The organism is Aquirufa aurantiipilula (assembly GCF_019923745.1).
GTDB lineage: Bacteria > Bacteroidota > Bacteroidia > Cytophagales > Spirosomataceae > Aquirufa > Aquirufa aurantiipilula.
The window spans coordinates 73,509-100,197 of the sequence record NZ_JAANOG010000011.1; the positions used below are offsets into that span (position 1 = coordinate 73,509).

The 26,689-nt window shown below is 38.3% G+C and carries 20 protein-coding genes; 9 read left to right on the forward strand and 11 right to left on the reverse strand.

Annotation, left to right across the window (positions count from 1 at the left end):
• Positions 1-8 precede the first annotated feature (8 nt).
• From G9H60_RS11710 to G9H60_RS11720, 3 genes are read left to right on the forward strand one after another with little or no spacing between them, the layout of a single operon-like run.
• Positions 9-599: an IMPACT family protein gene (locus G9H60_RS11710; protein WP_223144243.1), complete on the forward strand. Its 591-nt coding sequence runs from the start codon at positions 9-11 to the stop codon at positions 597-599.
• An 18-nt stretch (positions 600-617) separates the two neighbouring features.
• Positions 618-1,457, forward strand: a complete 840-nt coding sequence (locus G9H60_RS11715; RefSeq protein WP_223144244.1) for a fumarylacetoacetate hydrolase family protein — start codon at positions 618-620, stop codon at positions 1,455-1,457.
• Positions 1,457-2,947: an aldehyde dehydrogenase (NADP(+)) gene (locus tag G9H60_RS11720; RefSeq protein WP_223144245.1), complete on the forward strand. Its 1,491-nt coding sequence runs from the start codon at positions 1,457-1,459 to the stop codon at positions 2,945-2,947. The genes G9H60_RS11715 and G9H60_RS11720 overlap by 1 nt, the downstream gene beginning before the upstream one ends.
• Before the next feature lie 92 nt (positions 2,948-3,039).
• Here the strand turns inward: G9H60_RS11720 and G9H60_RS11725 are convergent, their stop codons facing one another.
• From G9H60_RS11725 to G9H60_RS11740, 4 genes are all read right to left on the reverse strand, one after another.
• Positions 3,040-3,300 carry a Txe/YoeB family addiction module toxin gene (locus tag G9H60_RS11725; protein ID WP_223144246.1) on the reverse strand — a complete coding sequence of 87 codons (261 nt, stop codon included), beginning with the start codon at positions 3,298-3,300 and terminating at the stop codon, positions 3,040-3,042.
• Positions 3,297-3,551 (reverse strand): type II toxin-antitoxin system Phd/YefM family antitoxin, encoded by a 255-nt coding sequence (locus G9H60_RS11730; protein ID WP_223144247.1) that lies wholly within the window; start codon positions 3,549-3,551, stop codon positions 3,297-3,299. The genes G9H60_RS11725 and G9H60_RS11730 overlap by 4 nt, the downstream gene beginning before the upstream one ends.
• 212 nt (positions 3,552-3,763) lie before the next feature.
• Positions 3,764-6,367 carry an ATP-dependent chaperone ClpB gene (gene clpB, locus G9H60_RS11735; protein ID WP_223144248.1) on the reverse strand — a complete coding sequence of 868 codons (2,604 nt, stop codon included), beginning with the start codon at positions 6,365-6,367 and terminating at the stop codon, positions 3,764-3,766.
• A gap of 116 nt (positions 6,368-6,483) precedes the next feature.
• Positions 6,484-9,783 (reverse strand): PAS domain S-box protein, encoded by a 3,300-nt coding sequence (locus tag G9H60_RS11740; RefSeq protein WP_262900028.1) that lies wholly within the window; start codon positions 9,781-9,783, stop codon positions 6,484-6,486.
• A 73-nt stretch (positions 9,784-9,856) separates the two neighbouring features.
• Between G9H60_RS11740 and rsmA the strand changes: the two genes are divergently transcribed.
• The 5 genes from rsmA to G9H60_RS11765 are packed head-to-tail and all read left to right on the forward strand — an operon-like array spanning position 9,857 to position 13,800.
• On the forward strand, positions 9,857-10,639 hold the full coding sequence (rsmA, locus tag G9H60_RS11745; RefSeq protein ID WP_223144249.1) for a 16S rRNA (adenine(1518)-N(6)/adenine(1519)-N(6))-dimethyltransferase RsmA: 783 nt from the start codon (positions 9,857-9,859) through the stop codon (positions 10,637-10,639).
• Positions 10,640-10,699: 60 nt separating this feature from the next.
• Positions 10,700-12,076: a magnesium transporter gene (gene mgtE, locus G9H60_RS11750; RefSeq protein WP_223144250.1), complete on the forward strand. Its 1,377-nt coding sequence runs from the start codon at positions 10,700-10,702 to the stop codon at positions 12,074-12,076.
• 1 nt (position 12,077) lies between these two features.
• Entirely contained in the window at positions 12,078-12,530 is a 453-nt protein-coding gene (dtd, locus tag G9H60_RS11755; protein WP_223144251.1) for a D-aminoacyl-tRNA deacylase, read from the forward strand.
• A complete protein-coding gene (locus tag G9H60_RS11760; protein WP_223144252.1) occupies positions 12,530-12,859 on the forward strand; it encodes a nucleotide pyrophosphohydrolase in 330 nt (109 codons plus the stop codon). Before dtd ends, G9H60_RS11760 begins: the two co-directional genes overlap by 1 nt.
• Positions 12,856-13,800 carry an NAD(P)-dependent oxidoreductase gene (locus tag G9H60_RS11765; RefSeq protein ID WP_223144253.1) on the forward strand — a complete coding sequence of 315 codons (945 nt, stop codon included), beginning with the start codon at positions 12,856-12,858 and terminating at the stop codon, positions 13,798-13,800. The genes G9H60_RS11760 and G9H60_RS11765 overlap by 4 nt, the downstream gene beginning before the upstream one ends.
• Here the strand turns inward: G9H60_RS11765 and G9H60_RS11770 are convergent.
• From G9H60_RS11770 to G9H60_RS11780, 3 genes are all read right to left on the reverse strand, one after another.
• Positions 13,797-14,486, reverse strand: a complete 690-nt coding sequence (locus tag G9H60_RS11770; RefSeq protein ID WP_223144254.1) for a hypothetical protein — start codon at positions 14,484-14,486, stop codon at positions 13,797-13,799. The genes G9H60_RS11765 and G9H60_RS11770 overlap by 4 nt on opposite strands.
• Before the next feature lie 88 nt (positions 14,487-14,574).
• A complete protein-coding gene (locus G9H60_RS11775; RefSeq protein WP_223144255.1) occupies positions 14,575-15,879 on the reverse strand; it encodes a GntP family permease in 1,305 nt (434 codons plus the stop codon).
• Between the two features lie 3 nt (positions 15,880-15,882).
• Positions 15,883-16,860 (reverse strand): glycosyltransferase family 9 protein, encoded by a 978-nt coding sequence (locus G9H60_RS11780; protein WP_223144256.1) that lies wholly within the window; start codon positions 16,858-16,860, stop codon positions 15,883-15,885.
• Positions 16,861-17,032: 172 nt separating this feature from the next.
• Between G9H60_RS11780 and G9H60_RS11785 the strand changes: the two genes are divergently transcribed.
• On the forward strand, positions 17,033-18,739 hold the full coding sequence (locus tag G9H60_RS11785) for a hypothetical protein (protein ID WP_223144257.1): 1,707 nt from the start codon (positions 17,033-17,035) through the stop codon (positions 18,737-18,739).
• A gap of 302 nt (positions 18,740-19,041) precedes the next feature.
• On the opposite strand, the gene G9H60_RS11790 is transcribed toward G9H60_RS11785, so the two are convergent.
• The 4 genes from G9H60_RS11790 to G9H60_RS11805 form a co-directional block, all read right to left on the reverse strand.
• Entirely contained in the window at positions 19,042-20,226 is a 1,185-nt protein-coding gene (locus tag G9H60_RS11790) for a helix-turn-helix transcriptional regulator (protein WP_223144258.1), read from the reverse strand.
• Positions 20,227-20,374: 148 nt separating this feature from the next.
• Positions 20,375-23,533: a PVC-type heme-binding CxxCH protein gene (locus tag G9H60_RS11795; protein WP_223144259.1), complete on the reverse strand. Its 3,159-nt coding sequence runs from the start codon at positions 23,531-23,533 to the stop codon at positions 20,375-20,377.
• A 101-nt stretch (positions 23,534-23,634) separates the two neighbouring features.
• Entirely contained in the window at positions 23,635-25,086 is a 1,452-nt protein-coding gene (locus G9H60_RS11800) for a Gfo/Idh/MocA family protein (protein ID WP_223144260.1), read from the reverse strand.
• Between the two features lie 87 nt (positions 25,087-25,173).
• Positions 25,174-26,538, reverse strand: a complete 1,365-nt coding sequence (locus tag G9H60_RS11805; RefSeq protein WP_223144261.1) for a glucosidase family protein — start codon at positions 26,536-26,538, stop codon at positions 25,174-25,176.
• Positions 26,539-26,689: the final 151 nt, after the last annotated feature.

Below are 26,689 nucleotides of genomic sequence, written 5' to 3' on the forward strand. Positions count from 1 at the left end.
TCCTTTTCATGTCCAAGCAAGATTCATATTTAACCATTGCTTCTCCTTCAGAAGGCCTGTACAAAGATAAAGGAAGTAAGTTCATCGGCATGGCCTACCCGGTGAAAGATCTAGAAGAAATTAAAAGTCGTCTTCAAGAGCTAGCCTTATTGCATCCCAAAGCCCGACATATTTGCTATGCGTATCGATTAGGGTTCAGTCAAGAGGAAGCCCGCTCCAATGACAATGGAGAACCTTCAGGAAGTGCAGGTAAACCTATTTTGAATACCATTTTATCTCATCAACTGCATTATGTTTTCATTGCAGTCATTCGTTATTTTGGGGGCACTTTATTAGGGGTTCCGGGTTTAATTCATGCCTATAAAGAAGCCAGTTTAGATGCATTAGCTCATGCTGAAATTTATGAATATGAACCTTTGGTAGAAGAAGAAATCGAATTCCCCTATTCTGAGTTGAATGAGGTCATGAAAATCTGCAAAAAATTACCAATTCGAATACTAAATCAAAAAATTGACAATCTTTGTACTTTCAATCTTTCCTTTACACAAAGAAATGCTTCTGAAGTATTAAAAGCATTGGAAAAGATTAGCCGACATTAATACATAAACCTATTTCAAATGAACTATTTTAAACTGTACCGTACTCCTCACGGACATGTCATTCAATCCAGTCAATCGGATAAATCCATTTTTCATCAAGCCACTTCTTGGGATGATTTCATCAATCAAGAAAACCTATTTGAAGCTTGTGCTAAAGCCTTTGCTCATGGTACGGAAGTGAATTTTGGCGACATTCATCTATTGCATCCGGTAGACCAACAAGAAATTTGGGCAGCTGGTGTGACGTATTTGCGCAGCAAAGTCGCACGAATGGAAGAATCGAAGGAGTCAGGAGGAGATACATTTTATGACAAAGTATATTCTGCACCTAGACCTGAAATTTTTTATAAAGGCAATAGCCATAGAGCTGTTGGACAAGGTGGCCAAGTAAGAATTCGTAAAGATTCAGCATGGAATGTTCCTGAACCGGAATTGACGCTTTTCGTTAATGCACATGGTCAATTAGCAGGTTATACTATTGGTAATGACATGAGTTCAAGGGATATTGAAGGAGAAAATCCATTGTATTTACCTCAGGCCAAAGTATATGATGGAGCAGCGGGTATTGGACCGTGTTTGCTGGTTACAGACCAAGCTTTGTCACCTGAAACGGTAATTGATATGCGTATTTTCCGTGATGGAAATGAGGTTTTCCAAGGGGATACCCAAATATCTCAAATGAAAAGAACTCATGCGGAATTGGTAGAATACCTTACTCGTGAAATGTCCTTTTCTAAAGGGACATACTTGATGACAGGTACCTGTGTAGTACCTGATCATCCTTTTACTTTGCAATCAGGCGATCGCATCGAAATTCAAATTGAACCCATCGGAACTTTAATTCAAATTGTAGCATAATGAACCTTACAGGTGAACAAATTATAGGAAATTCATTTTCCAAATTAGGTACGAGTACTTTTCAAGGCATGCAAGCAGATTCAGGTATTGCGATTGCAACGCCCTTTTATGAAGCAACAAAGCTAGAAATAGACTTAGCCATTGCTAAAGCTAAAACAGCTTTTGCCAGCTTAAGAAAAATATCCGACGAGAAAAGAGTCTTGTTTTTAGAGGCGATTGCGGAAGAAATTATGGCCATAGGCGACCCATTGATTGAAATGGCCTGTTTAGAAGCAGGATTGCCAACTGCTCGTATTCAGGGCGAACGTGGACGCACCACAGGACAAATTTTAGCTTTTGCTAACTTTATTAAGAACAAAGCATGGGTTAATTCAATTGATGATCCCGCTTTACCTGACCGTCAACCCTTACCTAAACCTAGCTTGTTCCAAAAACAGATTCCTCTTGGACCTGTAGCGGTTTTTGGGGCAAGTAACTTCCCATTGGCATTCTCTGTAGCTGGTGGAGATACCATGTCGGCTTTAGCTGCTGGTTGCCCTGTCGTGTTCAAAGCACATCCTGCCCATCCCAATACCTGTGAAATGGTCGGAAGAGCTATTCAAAAAGCGGCACAAAGAACGGAGATGCCGGAAGGTATTTTCTCTTTGGTACATACTACTTCTCATGAATTAGGAGGTTATTTAGTGCAGCACCCAGACATTCAAGCAGTTGCATTTACGGGATCTTACCGAGGGGGAAAAGCTTTGTATGATTTAGCTGTTAGAAGACCTAATCCGATTCCAGTTTATGCTGAAATGGGAAGTATTAATCCGGTAGTTCTTCTCTCGGAGGGACTGGCCGCCAATGGGGCTAGCCTTGCTGCTAATTTTAGTCAATCAGTATGTTTAGGACAAGGTCAGTTCTGTACCAACCCTGGCTTAATTGTTATTAAAAAATCCGATGAAGCATTTTTACAGGATTTAGCCGCGCAATTAGACACCATGTCATTGAATGCGTTTTTGACACAAGGAATTGCGCAAGCATTTACTAGGGGATGCGAAAAATTAGACCAACATCCTGATGTAAAGCGGTTTACTACTCAAGCCATTCCTTCTCCAAGCTTATTCGTTACTTCGGCACAAGCAGCCATGAAAGATCAAGAGATATTAGAAGAGGTTTTCGGACCAAGTACCTTGGCTGTGGTAGTAGAAAACCAAGCAGAAATGATTGCCTTCATTGAATCTTTACCAGGTCAACTAACGGGTACCATTCACGGAACCATTGAAGAGATTAAAGCATTTCCTGAATTAATCGAAGCATTAAGTTTACGAGTAGGCAGGATTTTACTGAATGGATTCCCCACTGGTGTGGAAGTTTCGCCAGCCATGGTTCATGGAGGCCCATTCCCTGCCACCAGTGATTCCAGAGGAACATCAGTAGGTACGCAAGCCATATACCGCTTCACTCGACCGATTTGCTACCAAAATTTTCCTGCTGAGTTAATCAATTAGTTGATACAATAAACCCGATTTTCCCAACGTTGGCAAGGTTTGGAACCTTGACAACGTTAAAAAAAAGCCTGAGAAATTAACCTCAGGCTTTTCTATTCGTCATAATGGAATCGACATTTGGCGATTAATATTTCTCCATCCCGATATTGATAAATCAAGCGATGTTCCTCGTCGATTCTTCTGGACCAAAATCCGGCGTATTTAAACTTCAATGGCTCTGGTTTACCAATACCATCAAATGGATTTCGGGAAATATCCTTCAATAAATCATTGATTCGTTTTAATTTCTTCTTATCAGTCTGTTGCCAATAGACATAATCCTCCCAGGATTCATCTACAAAGATGTATTTCATTCTTCCATCAGTCTTTTACTTTGAACGTCCCCTGACCTCAGTTTTTCTATAGCAGCATCCAGCCTTTTTACATTCTCCTTTGAAGACAATTCATGCTGAGTAGCACAAAGCGAATTATATTCCGTTAATGACATGATTACCACCCCATTATCTTTTCCTCGATTGATAATCAAGGTTTCAAAATTTCCAGTTACTTGATCTAAGTACCTTTTGATATCTTTTCTAAAATCGGAGATAGAAGTCGTTAGCATGTTTAAAAAATTTGTACAAATATAAGTACAATATTATGTACATATTTAATAAGTAAACTAATTTCTATTTTTATATTTAATTTGAGTCATCATTATCAATAAACTGATACAATAAACCCGATTTTCCCAACGTTGGCAAGGTTCTAAACCTTGACAACGTTAAAAAAAAGCCTGAGAAATTATCCTCAGGCTTTTCTATAATTTATCTCCATTTAAACGACTTCTGGATTCGGTACATTATCAAATATCACATTACCTTCCCTATCTAAATCCATCAATACGGCTGAATCCTTTTTTACTTTACCAGATAGAATCTCTTTCGACAATTCATTCAAGACGGCTCTTTGAAGTACTCGCTTCATTGGTCTTCCTCCGTAATTGGGATCATATCCGTCTTTGGCTAATTTAGCTAAAGCTTCATCGGTAGCTTCCAAAGTAATTTGCTGCTCAGCCAATCTTCGCTGAATTTCTTTGAATTGAATACCCAAGATCTTTCGAGCATGTTCTTCAGATAATGGTTCAAACAAGACCACTTCATCTACACGATTCAAAAACTCTGGACGAACCACTTGTTTCAATAAGGTCATAACTTCCTCTTTGGTCTCATCCATGATGATTTGATTATTCCAACCTTCCATTTGTCCCATTTTTTCTTGAATCAAATGACTACCAATGTTAGATGTCATGATGATAATGGTATTTTTAAAATTGGCTGTTCTCCCTTTATTATCCGTCAATCGACCTTCATCTAGCACTTGCAATAAGATATTCCAAACATCCGGATGGGCCTTCTCTATCTCATCCAACAACACTACCGAATAAGGTTTTCTACGCACGGCCTCTGTCAACTGTCCTCCCTCATCATAACCAACATATCCTGGAGGCGCACCAATCAAGCGGCTTACCGCATGGCGTTCTTGGTATTCCGACATATCAATGCGAACAATCGCATTCTCGTCATTGAATAAATAAGAAGCTAGCGACTTCGCTAATTCCGTTTTACCTACACCTGTGGTACCTAAGAAAATAAAGGATCCAATCGGGCGACGAGGGTCTTGCAAACCAGCTCTAGAACGACGAACCGCATCAGAAACCAATTCAATAGCTTGATCCTGACCAGCTACACGTTTGTGTAATTCATCTTCTAGGTGTAATAATTTATCAATTTCAGTTTGCAACATTTTACTCACCGGAATACCCGTCCACTTAGCTACCACCTCGGCTACATTCTCGGCCGTAACTTCTTCTTGCAACATGGTATTCTCTCCCGTAGAAGCCGATTGCAAATCTTTCAATTTTTGCTCTGACTCCACTAAACGGCCATAACGAATCTCCGCTACTTTACCATAATCACCTTGACGTTCGGCTTGTTCAGCTTCTAACTTCAACTTGTCAATTTTCTCTTTCTCAGAGCGAATGGTATCCAGTACCGACTTCTCAGCCTGCCAACGCGCCTTTAAAGCATCTCTTTTTTCGGATAAATCAGCTAAATCGCGAGTTAAGATTGTTTCTTTTTCCTTATTGTTTTCTCTACGAATCGCTTCTCGTTCTATCTCCAACTGCATGATTTTGCGTTGGATATCATCAATTTCCTCGGGTACTGAATCAATCTCCAAACGCATTTTAGCAGCAGCTTCATCAATCAAGTCAATGGCCTTATCGGGCAAGAAACGATCTGAGATATACCGATTGGATAATTCAACTGCCGCAATCACGGCATCGTCTTGAATTCTAACCCCGTGGTGCAACTCGTATTTATCTTTTATACCACGTAAAATGGATATCGCATCTGCAACATCAGGCTCTTCCACCATAACCGCTTGAAAACGACGCTCTAAAGCCTTGTCTTTTTCGATATACTTTTGATACTCTTTTAACGTAGTGGCACCAATGGCATGTAATTCACCACGGGCCAAAGCAGGTTTTAACAAATTAGCTGCATCCATGGCTCCCTCTCCACCACCACCCGCACCAATCAAGGTGTGAATCTCATCAATGAATAACACAATCTCTCCATTGGAATCTGTTACTTCTTTAATAACCGCCTTTAGTCTTTCTTCAAACTCACCTTTGTATTTGGCTCCAGCTACCAGCAAACCCATATCTAAGGACATAATAATCTTAGATTTTAAGTTTTCTGGCACATCACCAGACACAATTCTTTGGGCTAAACCCTCAACTATGGCAGTTTTACCAACACCAGGCTCTCCTAATAAAATGGGATTATTCTTTGTCCTACGTGATAAAATCTGCAAGACACGTCGAATTTCTTCATCACGCCCAATCACTGGGTCAATTTTCCCAGCCTTGGCCAAATCATTCAAATTCTTACCGTATTTTTCTAAGGATTGGTAAGTACCCTCTGCATGTGGATCGTTCACTTTTCTATTTCCTCTAAGTTCAACAATGGCATTTTTTAACGAAGCGGTACTGAGGCCTAAGGATTTCAAAGCATCCGCTACGGCGTCATTCCCATCCAGCAATGAAATAAATAATACTTCCACGCTGACATACGAATCTCCCATGGTTTCCTTCCATTTTTCAGCCTTTTGAAGGGATTGTTGCAATCCATTACTCAAAAAGGGCTCTCCTGAAACCTTGGGATAAGAGCTAATAATTTTACTTAACTTTTCTTGGATTTGTTGGGATGAAATACCCAACTTTTTCAACAAAAATGAAACCGTTTGGGTATCATCTTGCAGAATCGCGGCCAACAAGTGACCCGTCTCAATGGCTTGCTGGCCAGCATTTGCCGCCAACTCCACTGAATTTTGAATCACAATACTCGCTTGGGAAGTGTAATTTTTAGGATTCATCTGTTTTTTTTCAATTTGACCTCTTCCATTCAAATCTTAATCCACAGAGAAAAATCGGAAATAATGACCTATTTATCCTTTCTAAAAACAACCAAATAAGCCATTTTGTCCGAAAATCAGGCATATTGTACTTGAACCGCCTCTTCAAAGCGATGCAAAGCCTGTTTCAATAATTCTATTTCCAATTCAAATTCTTTGAAATCACAGACCTTGGCCTTAGCCTCAATCTTTTTACATATCGTATACACCTCGGCTGCACCAAGTGTACCTGAATTACCCTTCAAAGTGTGTAGTTCCGATTGAACTCCCTTACAATCATTCTTCTGGTAAGCACTTTCAGCATCTTGGATTTGCTGCTTGGCCTCATGAATAAAATCACACAACATACTTTTTACAAAACCCTCATCCCCTCCAGTGGCTTCCAATAAAGAATCCAAGGCCTCTTGGTCAATGGGATTAACGGAATGTTCTTCACTGAATACTTCCTGTTTCACATGGGGTTTTACTCCCTTTTTAACCCAATGATTCACCATTTGAATCAGTTGTTGAGCTCGAATAGGTTTAGCCAAATAATCGTCCATACCCACCGCTAAAAAGCGTTCACGGTCTTCTTTCATGGCATAGGCAGTCATGGCAACTATCGGTGGCAAGCTAGCTAATCCCAATTGCTTCAAATGTTGGGTTGTCTGCATTCCATCCATTTCTGGCATTTGGATATCCATCAAAATCAAATCAAACTCATGCGTTTTGCTCAATAAATGAATCGCATCCTTTCCACTGGAGGCTGTTTGAACAATACATCCCGCTTTAGCCAATATCTGTGAAGCCACCTTTCGATTGGTGGAATTATCATCGACCAACAAAATATGGGGTTGTATATCTTCTAATTTTCCTTGGATCACAAATTTGTCAGCTTCCTTATTTCGCTGCACCAATTCTTGCTTTCCTACTTTCAAATGTACTTTAAACCAAAAAGTACTACCCTTGCCCAAAGTAGATTCTACTCCTATTTCCCCTTGCATCATTTTACAGAATTCACGGGAAATCGCTAAACCTAAACCAGTACCACCGTATACTTTAGAAGTGGAATTATCTAATTGCTGAAATGCACTAAACAAAATCTTTAAGTTTTCAGGACTAATGCCTATACCTGTATCTTGAACTTTCACCACTAAATCCAAGGACTCTTGGGTGATATTTTCTCCTGAAACATCTATACTCACTTTCCCTTGTTCCGTAAATTTCAAGGCATTGGATGTCAAATTGGAAAGAATTTGTAACAATCTTGTTTCATCCGCTACCACAACCTCAGGTAAATCTTTGGATAAATGATATTCCAAGGTATTACCTTTCTGACAAGCCACTTGGGAAAATAAGGCCATCAATCGATCCAAAACATCATCTAAAACAATGTCATTAGGATGTAACACCATCTTACCGGCTTCAATTTTGGCTAAATCCAAAATATCATTTAAGATATGAAGTAGCGTTTCTGAGGATTTTTTGATGGTTTGAACGTAATCTACTTGGTCTTCATTTAAAGGCGTGTCACTTAATAAATCTACCATGCCTATCACTCCATTCATTGGTGTACGAATCTCATGACTCATATTGGCCAGAAATTGTTCTTTTACTTTTAAAGACCGTTCTGCTTGTTCACGTGCTTCCACTAAGGCATGTTGGTATTTCTTCAAATCCGTAATATCTCTGGCGATACCCGAAACTTCTTCAATCGTCCCATGTTCTAAAAAAATGGGATTCAAATAAATTTCAAGCCACTTCTCCTCCCCTGTCTTGGTTAATAGCTCCAATTCAAAGTGCTGTTTTTGACCTCTAAAAGCCATCTTGTAACCTTCCTCCATACGTCTACGCTCTGGCGGAGCCAACAGCTGAAAACCCATTTTTTCAGCGCTGATATTTATCTGAGGACTTATACTGATTTGTTCAACCAATAAATCCGAATACTCGTGGTTAAAACTGGTCAAAAACAAGCGTTTATTCACTGACCACATCAAGTGGGAACTACCCTCAAAAATGGCATTCAAACGAGCGGTTTCACGGGCCAAAGCCTCTTCTGCTTGTTTTCTAGCAATAGCTAAAGCAACCTGTCCAGAGATAAAGTCCAATAACTCCAAATCTCGGTTTTCGTACTTATTAGAACGCTCGTAAGACTTGACTCCAATTATCCCCGTTACCCGATCGCCAATTCTCAGCGGTACACAAAGCATGACTTTAGGGACAACACCATAGAGGTAAATTTTCTTCTCATTGGCCAATTGATGTATATCATCATCATGCAAAATCAAAGGTTTATTGGCCATGATGGCATATTCCGTCAATCCATTACCCAATTTTCTTTTGGTAAAATGGACCCTGGAATTAAAATACTCATCCACATAATAGGGGAAATACAAAAAACTTTTCCCTGGGTCATATTGTGCAATGAAGAAATTCTTGACATCAATCACTTCCCCCAATTGCTTGTGAATATTGGTATATAAATCATCCAAATTGGATGAATTGATCGTTACCTGGGCGATGGAAGAGTATAATTTACTGGCTCGTTCTGCACGTACTTTGGCAGTAGAATTATGTAAAATACAACGAAAAGCGGTGGGTACTCCTTTTTCAAATCGACAAGTAGCTGAACCACTCACATATAATCGTCGACCGTCCTTTCTTCTAAATACAGCAGTAAATTCAGGAATCTCCTTTCCCTTACTGAGCAAATCCAATTGCTCCAGGGTGTTGGATGCAAATTCAGGGTGAAGGACATCGAGCAATTTCAAATCTCGTGCCTCATCCTCTGTATAGCCCATGGTTTCTAACCACGCTCGGTTTACAAAGAGAAAACGACCCGTAATACCTGTAATTTGAATTAAGTCGGTGGTATTATTAATCAAATCCTGCAACTGTGCATTGGACCGGGTTAAAGCCTCACTTACTTTTTTCCTTTCACTGATATCTTCACCAATGATACTTAAATAGGTCTGTTCGTCTAACTCACTAACAATGGTGGAATTAACTTCCACCCACTTTATTTCTCCGGATTTAGTTACATAAGTTCTTTCTCGCTCTTCAAATAATCCGCCATTGGCAACAGCTTGATTAAATGCTGACCTTCGAATCTGTCTTTCTTCGATGGGCAATAATGTGGTAAAAAAATCTTTCCCATTTAACTCGTTAGGTTCATAGCCTAAAAGTTTATGGGTATAAACATTAGCATGGGTGATGGTCCCATCCAGGGCCATGATGATTCCAAAAAGCTTTAAACTTTCTAAAGTACGGATTAGATTCTCTTTAGCCGAGGTCCCCGTAAAGGTGGACTCCGTCATTTCGAGAACATCCAACTGATTTTTAAGCTGTCTAATTTCCTGAATTAATTCTTCCTTGGATTTCTGTGCCCAACCTGCCATGGCTTTATTCGACTATTTTGCTTACAATGTACAAAAAAGGGCGTAATTTTACTTCTTAAAGCCCCATCAGCACGTGCAAGTAAGAGCAAAAAAGAGTTTAGGACAACATTTTTTAAATGATTTAGACGCAGCCCAGCGTATCGTTAATGGACTGAATCCGCAAGGTGCCTACAAGAAAGTATTAGAGATAGGTCCTGGAATGGGTGTTTTAACTCAATACTTAGTTAAAAAGAAAGACTACGAGACTTACCTCATTGAAATCGATCAAGAGTCAGTTGCTTACTTAAGAAAGAATTATTTAGAATTTACCGGACCCCGCTTAATTGATGGGGACTTTTTGAGATACCCACTAGAAAACATCTTTGGAGAGGAAAAATTTGCCATTGTAGGTAATTTCCCCTACTTCATTTCGACCCAAATATTTTTTAGGATTTTGGAATACAAAGACCAATGCGTCGAGGTGGTAGGTATGTTACAGAAAGAAGTGGCGGAGCGACTAGCCGCCAAGTCAGGTAATAAGGATTATGGCATTTTAAGCGTATTACTGCAAGCATTTTATGATGTAGAATACTTGTTTACCTTAGGACCTGAGGTATTTACTCCTCCTCCAAAAGTTAATTCGGGGGTTATACGTGTTGTAAGAAATTGGGACAAAAAATTAGACTGTGATCCCCAGAAATTCAAGCAAGTGGTAAAAATGGCCTTTAACCAGCGACGTAAAACATTACGAAATGCCTTAAGAGCCATGCAGTTACCTGACCACCCTCTATTGACCAAAAGAGCCGAGCAATTAGGTGTAGCTGAATTTACCGAACTGACCGAATTGTGGAAAGCTAATGGTTATGTAGGAGCATAGCCGAAATCCAGCAAATATTTCTTAATTTAGATACGAAATTTTCAAACCTCAGCGAAATCCATGGAAGTAGTCAACCCACAACACCTTCCGTTTGAACTCACCAAAGAGTTTTTAGAGGAGATCAAATTACTCATCGTTGAGCAATCCAATGAGGCTATTCTAGCTAAAATTGAAGATTTATTTGCAGCAGACATTACCAGTATTTTGGACGAATTGAGTGGCGAAGAAGCCAAATACATCGTTCAATTACTTGATACCAAATTAGCTGCTGAAATCATTTCAACCCTGGACTCAGATGACCGTAAAAAGTTTCTGAAAAATTTCAATTCCAAAGAAATTGCAGGTTATATCAATGTCATTGATTCAGATGATGCAGTAGATATTTTAAATGAGCAACCTGTTCGTGTTCGTGAAGAAGTTATTGCTTTGCTAAAGGATCGCGAACAAGCACGTTTCATCATTGACTTAATGCATTATGATGAAGATTGTGCTGGTGGTTTAATGCAAAAAGAGTTGATCAAAATCAACGTCAAACAAACGGTTACCGAATGTGTCGAGGAGATTCGTCGACAAGCCGAAGACGTTGAAAAAGTATATGCTGTGTATGTGGTAGATGATGATGGTTTATTGATGGGAACTGTTTCTTTGAAAAAAATCATTCTAGCCAAAAGAGGTTCCAAAATTCAAGATGTATTTGATGCCGATGGAATTGTTTCTGTTCAAACCTATATCTCAGGGGAAGAAGTTGCCGATTTAATGCAAAAATATGACCTAGAGGCCATACCGGTAGTCAATATACAAGGACGATTATTGGGTAGAATCACCATCGATGACGTAGTCGATTTTATTACGGAATCCGCACAAGAAGATATTCAGGTCATGGCCGGTATCTCCGAGGACGTAGAAGAAGATGACTCCATTTGGCTTTTGGTACGTTCACGTTTACCTTGGTTAATTGGAGGCATGGTGGGTAGCTTTTTAGCAGCAAAAATCATTGACCGTTTCGACAGCTCCATCTCATTAATGCCAGCCATTTCAGCCTTTATACCCTTGATTGGTTCTACTGGTGGTAATGTGGGAATTCAATCTTCTTCATTGATTGTACAAAGTTTGGCAGACAAAAGTGGATTAGACACCACACTTTGGAAACGACTTCAAAAAGTGTTGATTGTAGCCTTAATTAATGCTTTAATTGCTGCGGCATTTGCATTTGGATGTTCTATGTTAGTAGATCATGGTGCCATTATGCTTTCTGTGACCGTTTCCATTTCTTTATTTGCTGTGGTTATGCTGGCATCGCTTATGGGAACACTTACGCCTTTGGTATTGAATCAATTAAATATCAATCCTGCAGTAGCTAGTGGGCCATTCATTACCACAACCAATGACATTCTAGGTTATGGGGTTTATTTCCTCATCGTCTATTTATTGCTCTAACATGCTGGCTGTCATTCAACGTGTTTCGGAAGCTAAAGTTGAAATTGAGGGTAAAATCAATGCCCAAATTCAACAAGGTTTTTTGATTTTATTAGGAATTCATCAGGCTGATAATGAGGCTGATTGTCAATATTTGGCTAATAAAATCAGCGCTCTTCGCATTTTTTCAGATTCAGAAGGCAAAATGAATCTAGACATTACAGCGGTGGATGGTCGCATTATCTTGGTTAGTCAATTTACTCTGCATGCTCAGACAAAAAAAGGGAATCGACCAAGTTTTATAGAAGCTGCAAGACCTGAGCAAGCCATTCCCTTATACCACCAACTCATTGAATTACTGGAAAGCAAATTGGGCTTTCCCATACAAACTGGGCAATTTGGTGCTGATATGCAAGTAAGCCTTGTCAATGACGGCCCAGTCACCATCATAATCGATTCACAACACCCAAACTAATGACGATACAAGAAGCACAGGAACAAGTTGACCAATGGATTAAAACAGTCGGGGTTCGTTATTTCAATGAACTGACCAACATGGCCATGCTAACGGAAGAAGTAGGAGAAGTGGCTCGTATCATCGCCAGAAGGTATGGAGAACAGTCAGAGAAAGAATCTGACAAACAAAAAGATTTAGGGGATGAAATGGCGGATGTCTTATTTGTATTAATTTGTTTGGCCAATCAAACAGGCATTGATTTGGAGAAAGCTTTGAAACAAAATTTAGCCAAAAAAACAATTAGAGATCAAGATCGCCACCACAACAATCCGAAACTAAAAGCATGAAAATCGTAATATTAGATGGCTTAGCCTTATTTCAACATGATATTCCAAGAACTTCATTGATTAATTTGGGAGAAGTGGATTTCTATGAAAAAACAAGTGAAGCTGATATTACTTTACGAGATCCCAATGCCACTGTTTTAGTAACCAATAAATGCTTGGTCAATGAGAAAGCATTATCCCATTTCACTCAGCTGAAATTAGTGCTCGTAGCAGCCACAGGTTATAATTCCGTGAATATTCAAGCATGTAAAGCGAGAGGAATTCAAGTATCCAATGTTCCTGCTTATGGAACCTACTCGGTGGCGCAACATACCTTGGCTCTTTTATTGGCATTTAGCAATCGCGTAGAACATCATAATCAATCAGTACAAGCAGGAGAATGGAGCAAAAATGATTGGTCATATTCTTTGAGTCCCTTAACTGAATGGGCCGATAAGAAAATGGGGATTATTGGTATGGGGAACATTGGGCAATGTTTTGCTAACATGGCTGAAAGCTTAGGAATGCAGATATATTATCACCACACCCGTGATTTACAATTAAAAAACAGAACCTATTTATCGAAAAAAGAATTAGCACAAACCTGCGATGTTATCAGTTTGCATTGCCCTTTAAATCCACAAACAGATCAAATCATCAATGCCGAATTTCTTTCTTGGATGCCTAAACATGCTGTTTTAATCAATAGCTCTCGCGGAGGACTGGTGGATACTTTGGCATTGGCAGAAGCAGTACAAGAAAAACGAATTGCAGCTGCCTTATTGGATGTATTAGACCAAGAACCACCGGCTAGCCATCATCCATTAATTGGTATTCCCAATATCTATATTACCCCACACAATGCTTGGCTGAGTCTAGAGTCGAGAACGAGAATCATACAAAGTCTCACCTCTACTTTAAGGGGATTTTTAGCAGGAAAAGCGATTAATCAGGTGAATTAAGGCTTTTTCTTAACAGAAGGAACTTGTGTTTTGGTGATATGCTTTCCCATGGATTGACCTTCCGATTTTGAAGGAACATATGGTTTCACAATGGCCAATTGATCCAAACTTGGATTTAATTTTTGAATTAAAGGATGGCGAATATCAAATTCTGCTTCTCCAGAAATTTGACTGTATTCCATATCCGATAATCCCTCATGTTGGTTTTCTGAATTACTAAATTGAACCACATGGGTCAAATTATCGCCACCTAATTTGCCGCCTTCCCAACTTACTACCATACCTCCATTTACCCAATTAAATCCAGAAATTGTAAAGTTTTTCTGATTTAACTTCTCCACATCAAGAACTTTCAAACCCAAGTATAAACCTGAATTCGTTTTCCATAAAGATTGTTTTCCAAGTACAGAAACATCCAAAATTTGCCCCTGATGGTACATGATGTACACTTGCTTATTGGTATTAGGGTATAAAATGGAACCCCTTAAGGTATCTTCATTTAATATCCAACTTGTATCAGCCACTAAGGATTCTTTGCCGTACTGTGCTTGCAAACCAGCTAGATCTTTACATGCCAACACATCATTTAAGATTAAATTAGGAACTAGCGTTTCTTGATTTTCAGATTTCGATGATTGACAAGAAAGTACCGCTAGCAGCACAATGGAATACAAGTAATTTTTCATACAAATTAGAAATGATCGAACTAAATTAGACAAATCTATTTGATGAAACAATGACTTAGATCAGTCTGAACCCAATCCCAATAATCCGCTAAAATAGGATAAGATCCAAAACTAAGACACCAATAAGTCCAGTAATGGAAACTAAGGTATCCATCATGGTCCAAGAGCGAATTGTATCTTTAAAATTCAAAGAAAAATATTCTCTAAATAGCCAAAATCCTGTATCGTTCACATGAGAAAACATCATACTTCCGGCACCCAAAGCTAAAACCATCAAATTAGGATCCGCTGTAGAATTCACTAAGATTACTTTCATAAAGCCTGCTGCAGTAATACCTGCCACGGTAGATGAACCTACGCAAACTCGAATGATAGCAGCCATAGCCCATCCTAATACATAAACATTCATGGAAGATGAACCCAGATTATCCGCCACGGCCTGACTAACTCCTGCCACAACTAAAACCTGTTTTAAGGCTCCTGCACCTCCAAAAATCAATAATATTCCAGCGATATCTTTGATGGATATCAAAGAGGAGCTTACTAATTCATCCGAAGAAAATCCTATTCTTTTTAAAAGTATCCCAGCCAACAATACTGACATAAATAGTGAAAATATGGGATTGGATAAATAAGCCGCTAATGAGGGGAAATATGGGGCACCAAATGACCCAAGAGCTAATAAAAATATTGGAAATAATACAATCAAAAAACTAGAAAAGGTAGATAAACTACGCTCCTGAGGGCTATTGTCATCACGAACAAAAATAAATGCTTGATTGGCTGGTGTTGTGATATTTTTTGTTGTCATACCATACCATAAACCAGATACTAAAATAGCGGGTATGGCTATGGCTATTCCATATAACATGGTTTTAGATAAATCTGCTTCAAACTCCATCATGATAGCAAGAGGTGCTGGATGCGGAGGCAAATATCCTTGTGTAACAGTTAAAGAGGCTAACATGGGTAATGCCAAAAAAGTAGCAGGTTGCTTTAATTTAGCCGCAGCAGTAATGACTAATGGGGCCAACAACATAAAAGCGACCGAATAAAAAAGAGGCAGACCCACTAAAAAACCCGCCATCATAAAAGCAATTCGGGCATATCGAGTGCCAGCTAGCTTTAATAAAACTTCGGTCATGTTTTGTGCTGCACCACTGATTCCTACCCATTTACCTAAAATCGACCCAAAAGCCAAAATTCCGGCTATAGAACCTAAGGTACTACCCATCCCCTCTTGAATGGCTTTAAAAATAAGGTCGGGACTAATTTGAAAGGCAACTCCAGCCAAGATACTGACTCCAACAAAAGCTACAAATGGCGGTAATTTTAGCCAGGTCATAGCTAAAACCAAAGAAACAATAGCTCCAAACGTAATCAGAAATAGCATAGGCTATTTGTTTTCTTGAAGAGCAACTAATTGTTGCCACACCTCATCATATCCTAGTCCTTCTGCCTTTCCCTTAGGATTAAACAACACTTTCGTTTGTTTACTTTCTTGATAAAAACCAGAATAGGACATATATTTTTTAAAGTAAGTAAATTCTCCACAAATCACCAATCCTGGAACCTGAAATGCATTCGCCATGTGGGTTGGACCTGAATCCAAGCCAATAAAAAAAGAAGCTCCTTGAATAACTTTCATGGTTTCCATCAAATCACATTGACCAACCAAGGAGGTAAAATGTGGATGCTCTAATTTTAAAGGATTCTTCATGCCAATTTCAACTACATGAATACCCCATCTTGAAATGGATTCTACAATTAAACGATGCCAATGCTCATCCTTCCAATCTCTCAATCCAGCATTTGATTTACAATGTATCAGCCAATATGATTTAGGTAAATCAAATTTCAAAGTTTGCTTATCCACATACAAACGAGGCTGACCTTGAATAATTCCCAGGTCGGCCAATTGAGATGAAATTTCCAGCAAATTAAAATGATGGTAATAATTATTCAATCGTATACCCAAATCATCTGCTTTCTTATTTTTTAAGGATATTTGAAAAACGGGATCTTTTCTAAAATCACTTAATTGTAAAAAATAAAAGTGCTTAAATGGATTCCAAAACAACAGAAATCGAGCCACTAATAGCGAATATTCATCCACCAATTCTGCGATTAATGGATGCTGAGAAAACACAGGAAAATAACGTCTTTCGGTAATCCAATAAATAGCTGTATTCCCAAACTTTTGATGCAGAGCGCCTAAAATAGGCTCTGAAGCGACCATGTCACCCAAATCTCCATCCATAAGGATACCAATATGAACTTTAGCAGGTTGGGATAAGCGTTTAAAAAAAATACGGAAAGTGAGGCTTAAAAAATACGCCAATGAACCTATCGCATAGGTCATTCGATGAAACATGATTTATAAAATTTAAATAGGTTTAAGAGAACTAGAAATTTCTTCTAGAACTTGATAGGTATTCAAAATTAAAACTAAAAAATTAGAACCTTGCATACATATTAAAATAAGAGACAAATTCCTTCAAGCCAATTCCTTAAAATTTCCCTAAATTTGAAAATTAATTAATTTTATGCCCAAAGCTATTTCTTATATTTCAGCCATCGTCATTTTAGCTTTGATTGGAATATTTGTGTGCTATATACATTATTTCAGCTTTGATTTCCCCTATCAAGACGATGTTACTCTTTTAGAGTTTATTAACATCACACAAAATACTCCTTGGAACTGGTCGATTTTTTTTGAATCCTTGTTTCGTGTGGATAACGACCATTCCATTGTAATACCACGACTAATCACCTGGATAGACTACTTAATTTTTGGACAAGTTAATTTCCAACATTTAATCTTAGTAACATTAGTAGAATTGATTCTCATACTCTACTTACTCTTTCGTTTGTTTAAAAGACAAGGAATTCATCTAGTATACTTTATCCCGGTTGCTTTCATTTGGTTACAACCACAATACCATGAAGTATCCAACTGGGCAATAACCGGCCTACAACATGGCCATGTGACCCTATTTTTATTGGCGAGTCTACTTTTGATAACTGAAAACAAAGCCTATGCCCTGACTTGGGCTATCTTATTGGCATTTTTGGCAGGCTTCACTTTTGGTAATGGTTTCATTGTATTTATTGCGCTTGCCTACGTTTATCTATTACAAAAAAATTGGAAAAACGCATTGATTGTGGGTAGCTGCCTAATCTTTTTCTTTGCTTGTTATTTACAGATATACCAAATGGGACAAGCCGCCAAATTCCATTGGAATATCAACCACATCATACTTTCCTTCCTTGGCTTTATTGGGGCAAGTGCTATGGAATTCCCAAAGATTGGATTACTACTCTCCTGGATTTTCGGATTTATAGTTCTATGCATATTTACCTTTTATAGCATTGATCATGGGAGGTATAATTTGAAAAATAAAGATCAAGGGACATATTTAGGTATTTTAAGTTTTATCCTATTTTCATCTGGATTGATTGCCCTGGTTAGATCAGCCGAGAATTATACCATTTATAGTCGCTTTCAATTGTATGCAGCCTTATCCATTATCATAGTATACCTGCATCTGTTGTTACATATCAATAAACGATATCATCCTTATTTACTCATTGGAACATTGCTCTATGCAATTCCATTCTATTGTCTTTCATTTTTTAACCATAGTAATTCGCAGCAATACCAAAAAATGAGTTTTTTGGCTGATCGAATCAATTGGAAAAACAATCAAAGTATATTATCTGTGAGTTCAGGTTTTTTATGGAATGCCAAACCTATAATACGTGAGGCTGAAAAAAAACACGTTTACTCCATGAGTTACCCATGGAATAATCCATTCCAAGATCAGGTGAGTATACCATTGACAAAAGAATCCTTCAAATTTCAAGCCAAAGAATTCAAACAAGTCATGCAACAAAAACATGCCACATGGATTAATCATTATTATTGGCTAGAATTCCAACATTTCCCATTTAATACAGCATTCGATAAACAGTGGTTTATCCTACTTAAATCAACCAATTTAGCCACGACTAATAAGTATATCCTTCCTATTCAATTTGCATTAAATGGTAAAAAGAATTTCCTAAGCATGGAAAACTATCGAGCTAACTATGGCTCTATTAAAATCAACCATGAGTCCCTAAAAGCTGGCAATTACAAGATGTTTCTGTTGAATCTAGTTACAGAAGGTGATCCGTCCAGAAACAAATTATATGCACTCAATCAAGTCCTTCAAGTAGACACCAGTTTGCATAGATTGATATTAAAATAATACGGAAGTTATAAGGCACAAAAAAAATCCAAGATTCATTGAATCTTGGATTTACATTACTCCGTGTTCTAAATTATATCAATTTTTGGGGTTATAAGAAAACTCTTTCAGAGACCACACTTACCGTCTTAAGAATATTTTCATTTTTATAACACTTCAAAGGTACGCGATTTATTTGCAATCACAAACAGTTCAATTGGAGTACTTGTAAAGAAAAATTAACCCCAAAATAATCTTTACGAATTTAAAAAAGAGAACAATTTATTCGTTAAAATTTTTATTGAAATTTAAACAAGAGAACATTAGTTCATGTACCTAGCGAAGTACTGACCCGGCGACTCCCCCTTGAGTTTCTTTACTGCGGCATTAAAACTCTGCCTAGTACCAAAGCCCGATTCTGTGGCTATAACCTCGATTTTGTAAGATTTCCAACGAGGATTATCTCGACATTGCTCCTCGGCATATTGAATTCTCCATGAATTTACATAGTCTGTAAAGGAAAAGTCAAGCTCTTCTTGTAAGGCTATACGTATCAATCTTGGTTTAATTTTTAAACTTTGAGCAACAAGATTTAAAGAAATATTTGATTTTAAAAAAATAAATTCAGATTCAAAATAGCGATCTAATTTTTCCAAAATTGACTTATTCTTTACATTGATTCTAGATTTATCAGAATCAAAAACAACTAAATCGTCATTTTTCACTTGAATTTCTCGGTGTGAATGCTGAAAAACTAAGCCTTTCAAATACGGTCCATCCAATAACCGTGGGTTTAAGAATAAGAATAAAGCCATGATAGCAAATTCCCCTGCATAGAGAAAATCACGAGCCATGGTCTGTACTTGATCTTTGTAAATGATATTAAAGGCAATGTGACAAGCCAAAACGAAGATTTTTAGCAGTAAGTCGCCAGTCAACCAAAAAACAATCAAGCGATTCTTCAATAAAAATGATTTGGAAACGGATTGATAATATCTAAACAATTCAAATGCAGTCCATACCATATAAGAGATATAGGATATCCCCTTAAGATAAAGATGTATTTTCATCGGTATTAATCCATACTGGGAGAAACTAGTGTTAAATGTACCTTCCTGAATTACTTCATTGATTTCTGCAATTTTGGCCGATTCTGAACTAAAATATAAGGGTATAAACTCGAGAAAATGAATGGCAAAAGGGAGAAAGTGTAAGAAATAGATTTTCTTAAATTTCCGTTCAGGATACAATAAAAAATGCTGAAAAAGATATGATAAAGGCCCTATTAAATAAAACAATGGAGAAATAACCCGAAAATAATGGGGATGTTCCAATATGATCGGTAACTGTATATAATAGCTACAATAGAGCTGAATGCCTAGTTGCAAAAATTGAAGTCCAAGCAACCTTGTCGCCAATAAACCTCGCTTCAGCATTAAGCTAGCACCGAAAGCAAAAAATAAGAATCCTAAAAAATAGAGATAATAGTTTATGGTAATTTTTTCCATAAATGAGGTAAGACCTTGGAATAGGGATTTCTAAGGTCTATTATTGAGAGTAGAGTTATAAGTATTAAAGTAAAATTCGATAAAATTTTACTAAGTTAAAAATCACAAAGCAGGCTTATGGAGAGCCTGCCTTGTGATTATAAAAATATTAGTCTTCCATAGGGTGTTCAGAAAGAAGCTGATCTACTTGATAAAAATCTTTTTTACCTAGTATATTGGCTCTAACTTCTTTTACCTTTTGTGGCGTAACTACGGAACCTTTATTTCCAAAGGCATTACGAATATAGGTTAAGACATCCGCCACTTCTTTATCATTCATTAGTCCACCAAAAGGGGTCATTGGCACTTGTCCTGAATACTTAACTCCATTCACAGTCATAGGACCCATTAAACCTTTCAAAACCAATTTGATCAGTCTATCTTGGTTACCAGTTACCCATTTTGAACCCGATAAAGGAGGAAATCCTGAGGCAGTAAGTCCTTTACCATCTAATTGATGGCATGTACCACAATAGCCCTCTTTTCCAAACAAGGCTCCACCCGCAGTATATGAGGCTAAATCTTCTCCTTTTAAATTCGTGGCACCATATACCTCTTTTTTACGCTCTACACCTTTGCCACTTAGATGAGCCAATGCCGTCTCATAGGTATGTACCATCCAATCATCCAATGGCTTGGATTTGGCAATAGCTAAAATAGGTAAACCTTTTGCTGGTCCAATCCAAGAAGCCGCTACGATAGCTTCTAATCGTACTCGTCCATGCTTATCTTGAGCAGCTTGGCTCAATAATGCCGCTTGATTGGGTAATTGGTGACCATTATAACGAACCGCTCTTACCGCCGCTGCACGAACATGGTAATCCTTTGCTTTTAATAATTGGTTCAATAATACTTGATCTACTTTATTCATTCCCCAAGTAACCCATAGGGCCTCCAAGGCATTATGCTCATAATTAGCATCATTTTTATCTAATTTGGCAACCCATGCTTTGGTTTTTGAAATCACTTCAGCTACATTTCTACCTCTCAATTCTCGACGTGTTCTGTATCTTGTACGATACTCTGGTAATTTTAAATTCTCCAATAATTCATCGATAGAAGCTCCATAAACCTTGGCTGGTTTTACCAATGGACGCGACGGATAGGTAATCCGATAAATACGACCATGGGTATGATCTCTCAATGGATCACGAGCATTGTGCTGCATGTGACCAATTAAAATATTATGCCAATCGATGAAATACAAGGATCCATCTGGGGCAAATTCCATATCCACAGGACGGAAATTACGATCCTCACTTTTAACCAAATCAACACGATGTTTCGACTTATAGCCTGTCCCATCATCCCAGATTTGATGTTGTTTCATACCTAAAAATCCAATTGTATTGTTAATCAACATATCTCCTTGAACTTCATCTGGAAAATGCCTACTGGAAATGAACTCCAAACCAGAAGTCGGTCTAACACGATGCGCCTCCTCTATTAAATTATAGGATTTATGATTGGCTTCACCATATCTGCTCAAGACACTGCCTGGCATCATCCAACGAACATCGGGACCCGAAGTTTCTGCAAAGAAATTCTGTCCCCAACGATCAAAAGCTATTCCCCAAGGATTAGGAATAGATAATTGAGCCACTCGTTCAAGATGTCGGCGAGTAGGATTAAAACGATAAAAACCGCCATTGGTTCCACGAACAGTTCCATAAGGAGTTTCTACATTGGAATGTAAGAATACCCCCTCACCCATGTAAATAGCGCCTGATTCATCTGAAACAAAAGCATGAATTTCATGGTGTGAGTCATGGTCGTCAAATCCACTATAAATGATCTCTTTGCTGTCTGCCTTATCATCTCCATTGGTATCTTTCAATAGTACCAAATTAGTTCCTTGGCTTACAAAAACACCTTCTTGTGTAATTTCAAAACCCACAGGCAATTGTAAATGATCTGCAAAAACGATTTCGCGATCAGCCTTGCCATCTCCATTGGTATCTTCATAAATCAAAAGCTTATCATTTGGCTTGGGATCCCCTGGCTTATAATGAGGGTATGTTGGCATTGCTGCCACCCAAAGTCGGCCTTTATTATCAAAAGTCATTTGAGAAGGCTTGGCTAAATTTGGAAACTGTTCTTCAGAAGCGAACAATTCCAATTTATAGCCAGCTGGAACCTGAATTGATTTTAGCGCCTCGTCGCCATATAAATAGCGAAGACTTCCATTTTTTTCAGGGTTGTAATTGGTTGTTACTGCGGGCAAAGATCGGGTCTTTTTGTCTTCCGCTTCAACATCCAATACTTTACCTTCACGAGCGGCCAGCCAAATAGCATTCTGCCGAACTTGCGTCATTTGGCGAATCTTTTCAATTTCTGCTGGGTAATTATCTGGGCCAAAAGGATTATAACGTCGGCCATAAACGTGAACTCCATTAGGAATTTTAAAATCATTATGCCACATCCAGTTTTTCTCATCAACTGCTGCCTGAACCAAGGCTCTACGAGATTCGATTTCGCTTGATTTTTTTCCAAATAATTGATCTGCTAAATATAAAGACAAACGCTGGTAGCCAGCATCATTCAATTGAAGCCCGTCGATAGTTAATGGTGCTTGACTTTCCGCATACCATTTTTGTGAAATGGCAAAAACATCAATGAACAATACATTGTTTTGATCGGCTACTTCTTTCATAGCCTGAGTATACAAAGCTAAACGCTCGTTTTCCTTTTTGCCATTAGGTAAATCGCGTAATGAACTTATGTCTTCAAAAGCAATGGGTGAAACCAAGGCTAATTGAGGGGCCTTCAACCCATTGTATTTTTGCTGCTGCGTATGTTTGATAAAGGCCGTCAATTCTGCTTTGTAATTTTCCACTCGGGCTTGACCTTCTGTGGATTCAGGATAGCCAAAAAAAGCTACGACAATATCTGTTTTTAAACGACTTAACCACACATCATGCTTTTCCAGATGACCTTCACTACCTGAATTCTTTGCAAATTCCAATTGAAATTTTTCTGCTCCAGGAAAAGCCCAAGGGTCATTACGGGAAGAATGTGGTCTAAATCCGGGAGTATCTCCTCCATCACAAAGATTTCTGACACTCAGTAAACTATCGGGATATCTCAAATGTAATTCTGTTTCAAAATGATCGAAATTGATCATTCTTGAACCTAGGTTATTACCAATCAACGAAATACTGGTGTTTTTTTTGATTTGTAAATAGGGAGAAGAGGAAGGCTGAAAAGAGCTAAATGCAATGATAGCTAAAACAATACCGACTATCCCGAATTTTATTTTAAAGGACATGATCTAAATATTTTTGTTCTATGTAGAGTTGGGGGATGCTAAAGTAATATGAATGGGTAAAAAAAAGATGGACCCTGAGGCAGGATCCATCTTGTTAGGTTTTAGTTTCCTAATGTCCAGCCTTCGCGGTAAGTTCTCTTGACAAAGGCATTGGCTGCGTCGTAATTTGTTACGCGCATGTTTTGGTTATCCCAAAGCAACTTCGTGTTTGAACCTGGATAATGCATGCCATTTCCTGTTTTTCTTGGTACAGGAATATCTGCCACACGAATAGCTAAATTCGCCATTAAAATAGCTTCAGTCAAAGGACCAGCCATTTCGAATGGTGAACTCAATTGCTTCTTACCATATCCTGCGATACAGCCTTCTACCCACTGGGCATAGTGACCATCTGCACTACCTGGTACACGCTCTAATTTACGTGGCACTTTAACTTCTTCATTTCTAGATAAAGGCAATAATCGAGGATTTGCCGCATATTCGCTGGCCATCATTTTACCTTTAGTTCCAATAAACAAGATACCTGAGTTACCATCTCCAAACATTTCATCTGGTCCTAATTCTTCTGGTCTTTCTGGCTTGATACCACCATCCATCCAGTGCATGGTGATAGGACCTTGAGTACGATCTGTTTTAGGGAAAGTTAAGGTAGCATGACTTGATGGAGGGCAACTATCTGGGAAGAATCCACGCTTACCAAAAGCGGTAAATACACTACTCACAGAAGCTTGTACATCTGAAGCATATTTCAAATTCAAAACACGGAATGGAGCTTCCATTAAATGGCAACCCAAATCCCCTAATGCACCTGTACCGTAATCCCACCAGCCTCTCCAGCTTCCTGGGATTAAGTTATCTACATAATCTTTGTATGGAGCCGTTCCTAACCATAAGTCCCAATCCAATCCTTGTGGAACAGCAGGCTTATTGCTTGGCCATGGGATACCTTGTGGCCAAATAGGACGGTTTGTCCAGATTTGTACTGTATGCACATCACCAATGATACCGGCATCAAACCATTCTACTAACTGACGAACACCGTCACCTGAAGAACCTTGATTTCCCATTTGGGTAACTACTTTGTATTTTTTAGCAGCCTGAGTTAAGGCTCTAGCTTCGTAAATATCATGCGTCATTGGTTTTTGCACATACACGTGTTTACCTAATTGCATGGCGGCCATAGCCTGAATTGCGTGGTTATGATCTGGGGTAGAAACGGAAACAGCATCAAAGCTTTTTGATTCCTTCTCCAACATCACACGCCAATCTTTGTAATATTTAGCTTTTGGATATGCTTCTACTGAGTCTTTTGCCTGACGATCATCCACATCACATAGAAATCCGATATCTGCTTTACCACTTTGCGCAAAATAACGTAAATCTGATTTTCCTTTTCCTCCTACTCCAATACCGGCAACTACAATTTTATCACTGGGTGCTGTGAAGCCTTTTCCACCTAAAACGTGGCGGGGAACAATCATAAAACCAGCAGAGGCTAAACTGGCAGACTTAATAAACTCCCTTCTGGAAGCATCGGATTTTTTTAGTTTCATAGGTCTAATTTTAAAGGTCATTCGAATTGATAAATCCTGTATAGCAATTCAATCTTCAAAGCTATAACAATTTTGCATTTGAACAATTCAATTTAAACTATTTTTAATCCTACGATGAATTGTAGGCTTCTTACCACTAATAGTAGAATTTAGAAGTACTTGATAAGGAATAGATACAGAAGTCATGTACACAGGATTCTGCTGATCTCTTTCTGTAAAACATTCCCAGGGCGCTCCAAAGCCCCTTCCTTGTCTAAAATCACCTGTTCTAAGATCTGCTATAAACTCCTGAATGAGCTGTTGTGCCAAAGTAGGCTGTGTCAGCGCCATTGTAAAGGCAACCCATCCAGTTGCAGTGGACCAATAAGCTCCATTTTGATAGGTATCTTTTTTCACTAAACTTCCCTCCCAGGCTGTTTTATCATTAAAGTCATCGGTTCTAATGACATGCCGAACAGCCCCGCGGTAAGCCAAAGTCTTATTTTGATAAGATTGACATATTCTTTGAGAAGCTTGAATAGCTTTATCCTTAGATAACACTCCTGTATATACGGCCCATGCTGTACTCCATACATCTGCCTGTGCACTCATACTTGTGGATGCTTTCAACATTCCATTGGGCTCAAGAAAAACTTGAACAATATTTCTTTTTATGGTATTTGCCAAAGTCTTTAATTTTTGATGCTCCATTTGATTTCCTTTCCATTGATACATTTCAGACAATTGGGAAATGGCCTGATATTTCAATATGGATGTGAAGCACAAATCACCCGTGATATGGATAGCATCCCGAAAACCAAAATCGACACCTCGATTAGACGCCTCTACATGAACTAATTGATTGCTCGGGTTCTCTGGAACAGCCTTCAACGCTAAAATCAAGCGATTGAATAAACTGATTCCCCGAATTTGCTGGTCAAGTATACTAAGATCTTTGCTTTGCTTGACATATTCATAAGTCATGTGAATGAAATATAACATATCATCCAAAGGAGGCTGATGCCCCCATCGAATTTCACCTTGATTTTCAAATGAATAGGTTCCAGGAAAATAAATGGGCTTTGCGTCATCAATCCGAATATGATCTGCAATGGCCCCTTGGGGAATGATTGAACCATGTACTGTTTTCTTAATTTCATCATTTTGGGTAGAAGCAGTCAATAAAAGCATGTGTTTTTGCTCTTCCAAAGTAATCATTCCTGTACCCACTGACATCGCATAATCCCGAGTCCAAAAAGCTGGATAAGATGATCTTCCTCCTGGTCTAATTAATGTCCCTCCAGTTTGATTAGGCCCAAAATCAGTTGAAATTCGTTGATTTGGTAATATCCTTGAACTATCAATTACCGCTTGGGTCAATTCTTTCAAATAGTGCAAATCAGCTTGACTGATCAATGCTTGTGCATGGATTTGAAGGAAAGGAAAGAAGATGAGTAGGAAAAGTAAACGCACAAATTAAATTATGGATTATAAATTATGGATTATAAATTGTGAATGCCTGAATGACGTTGACCGTTTTGTGTCACTTATACTTGATTCATATTCAAGTATTTTAGGTATTTAGCTTATAGCTTGATTTAAATTTAGTAGTTTTTTTTCAAAT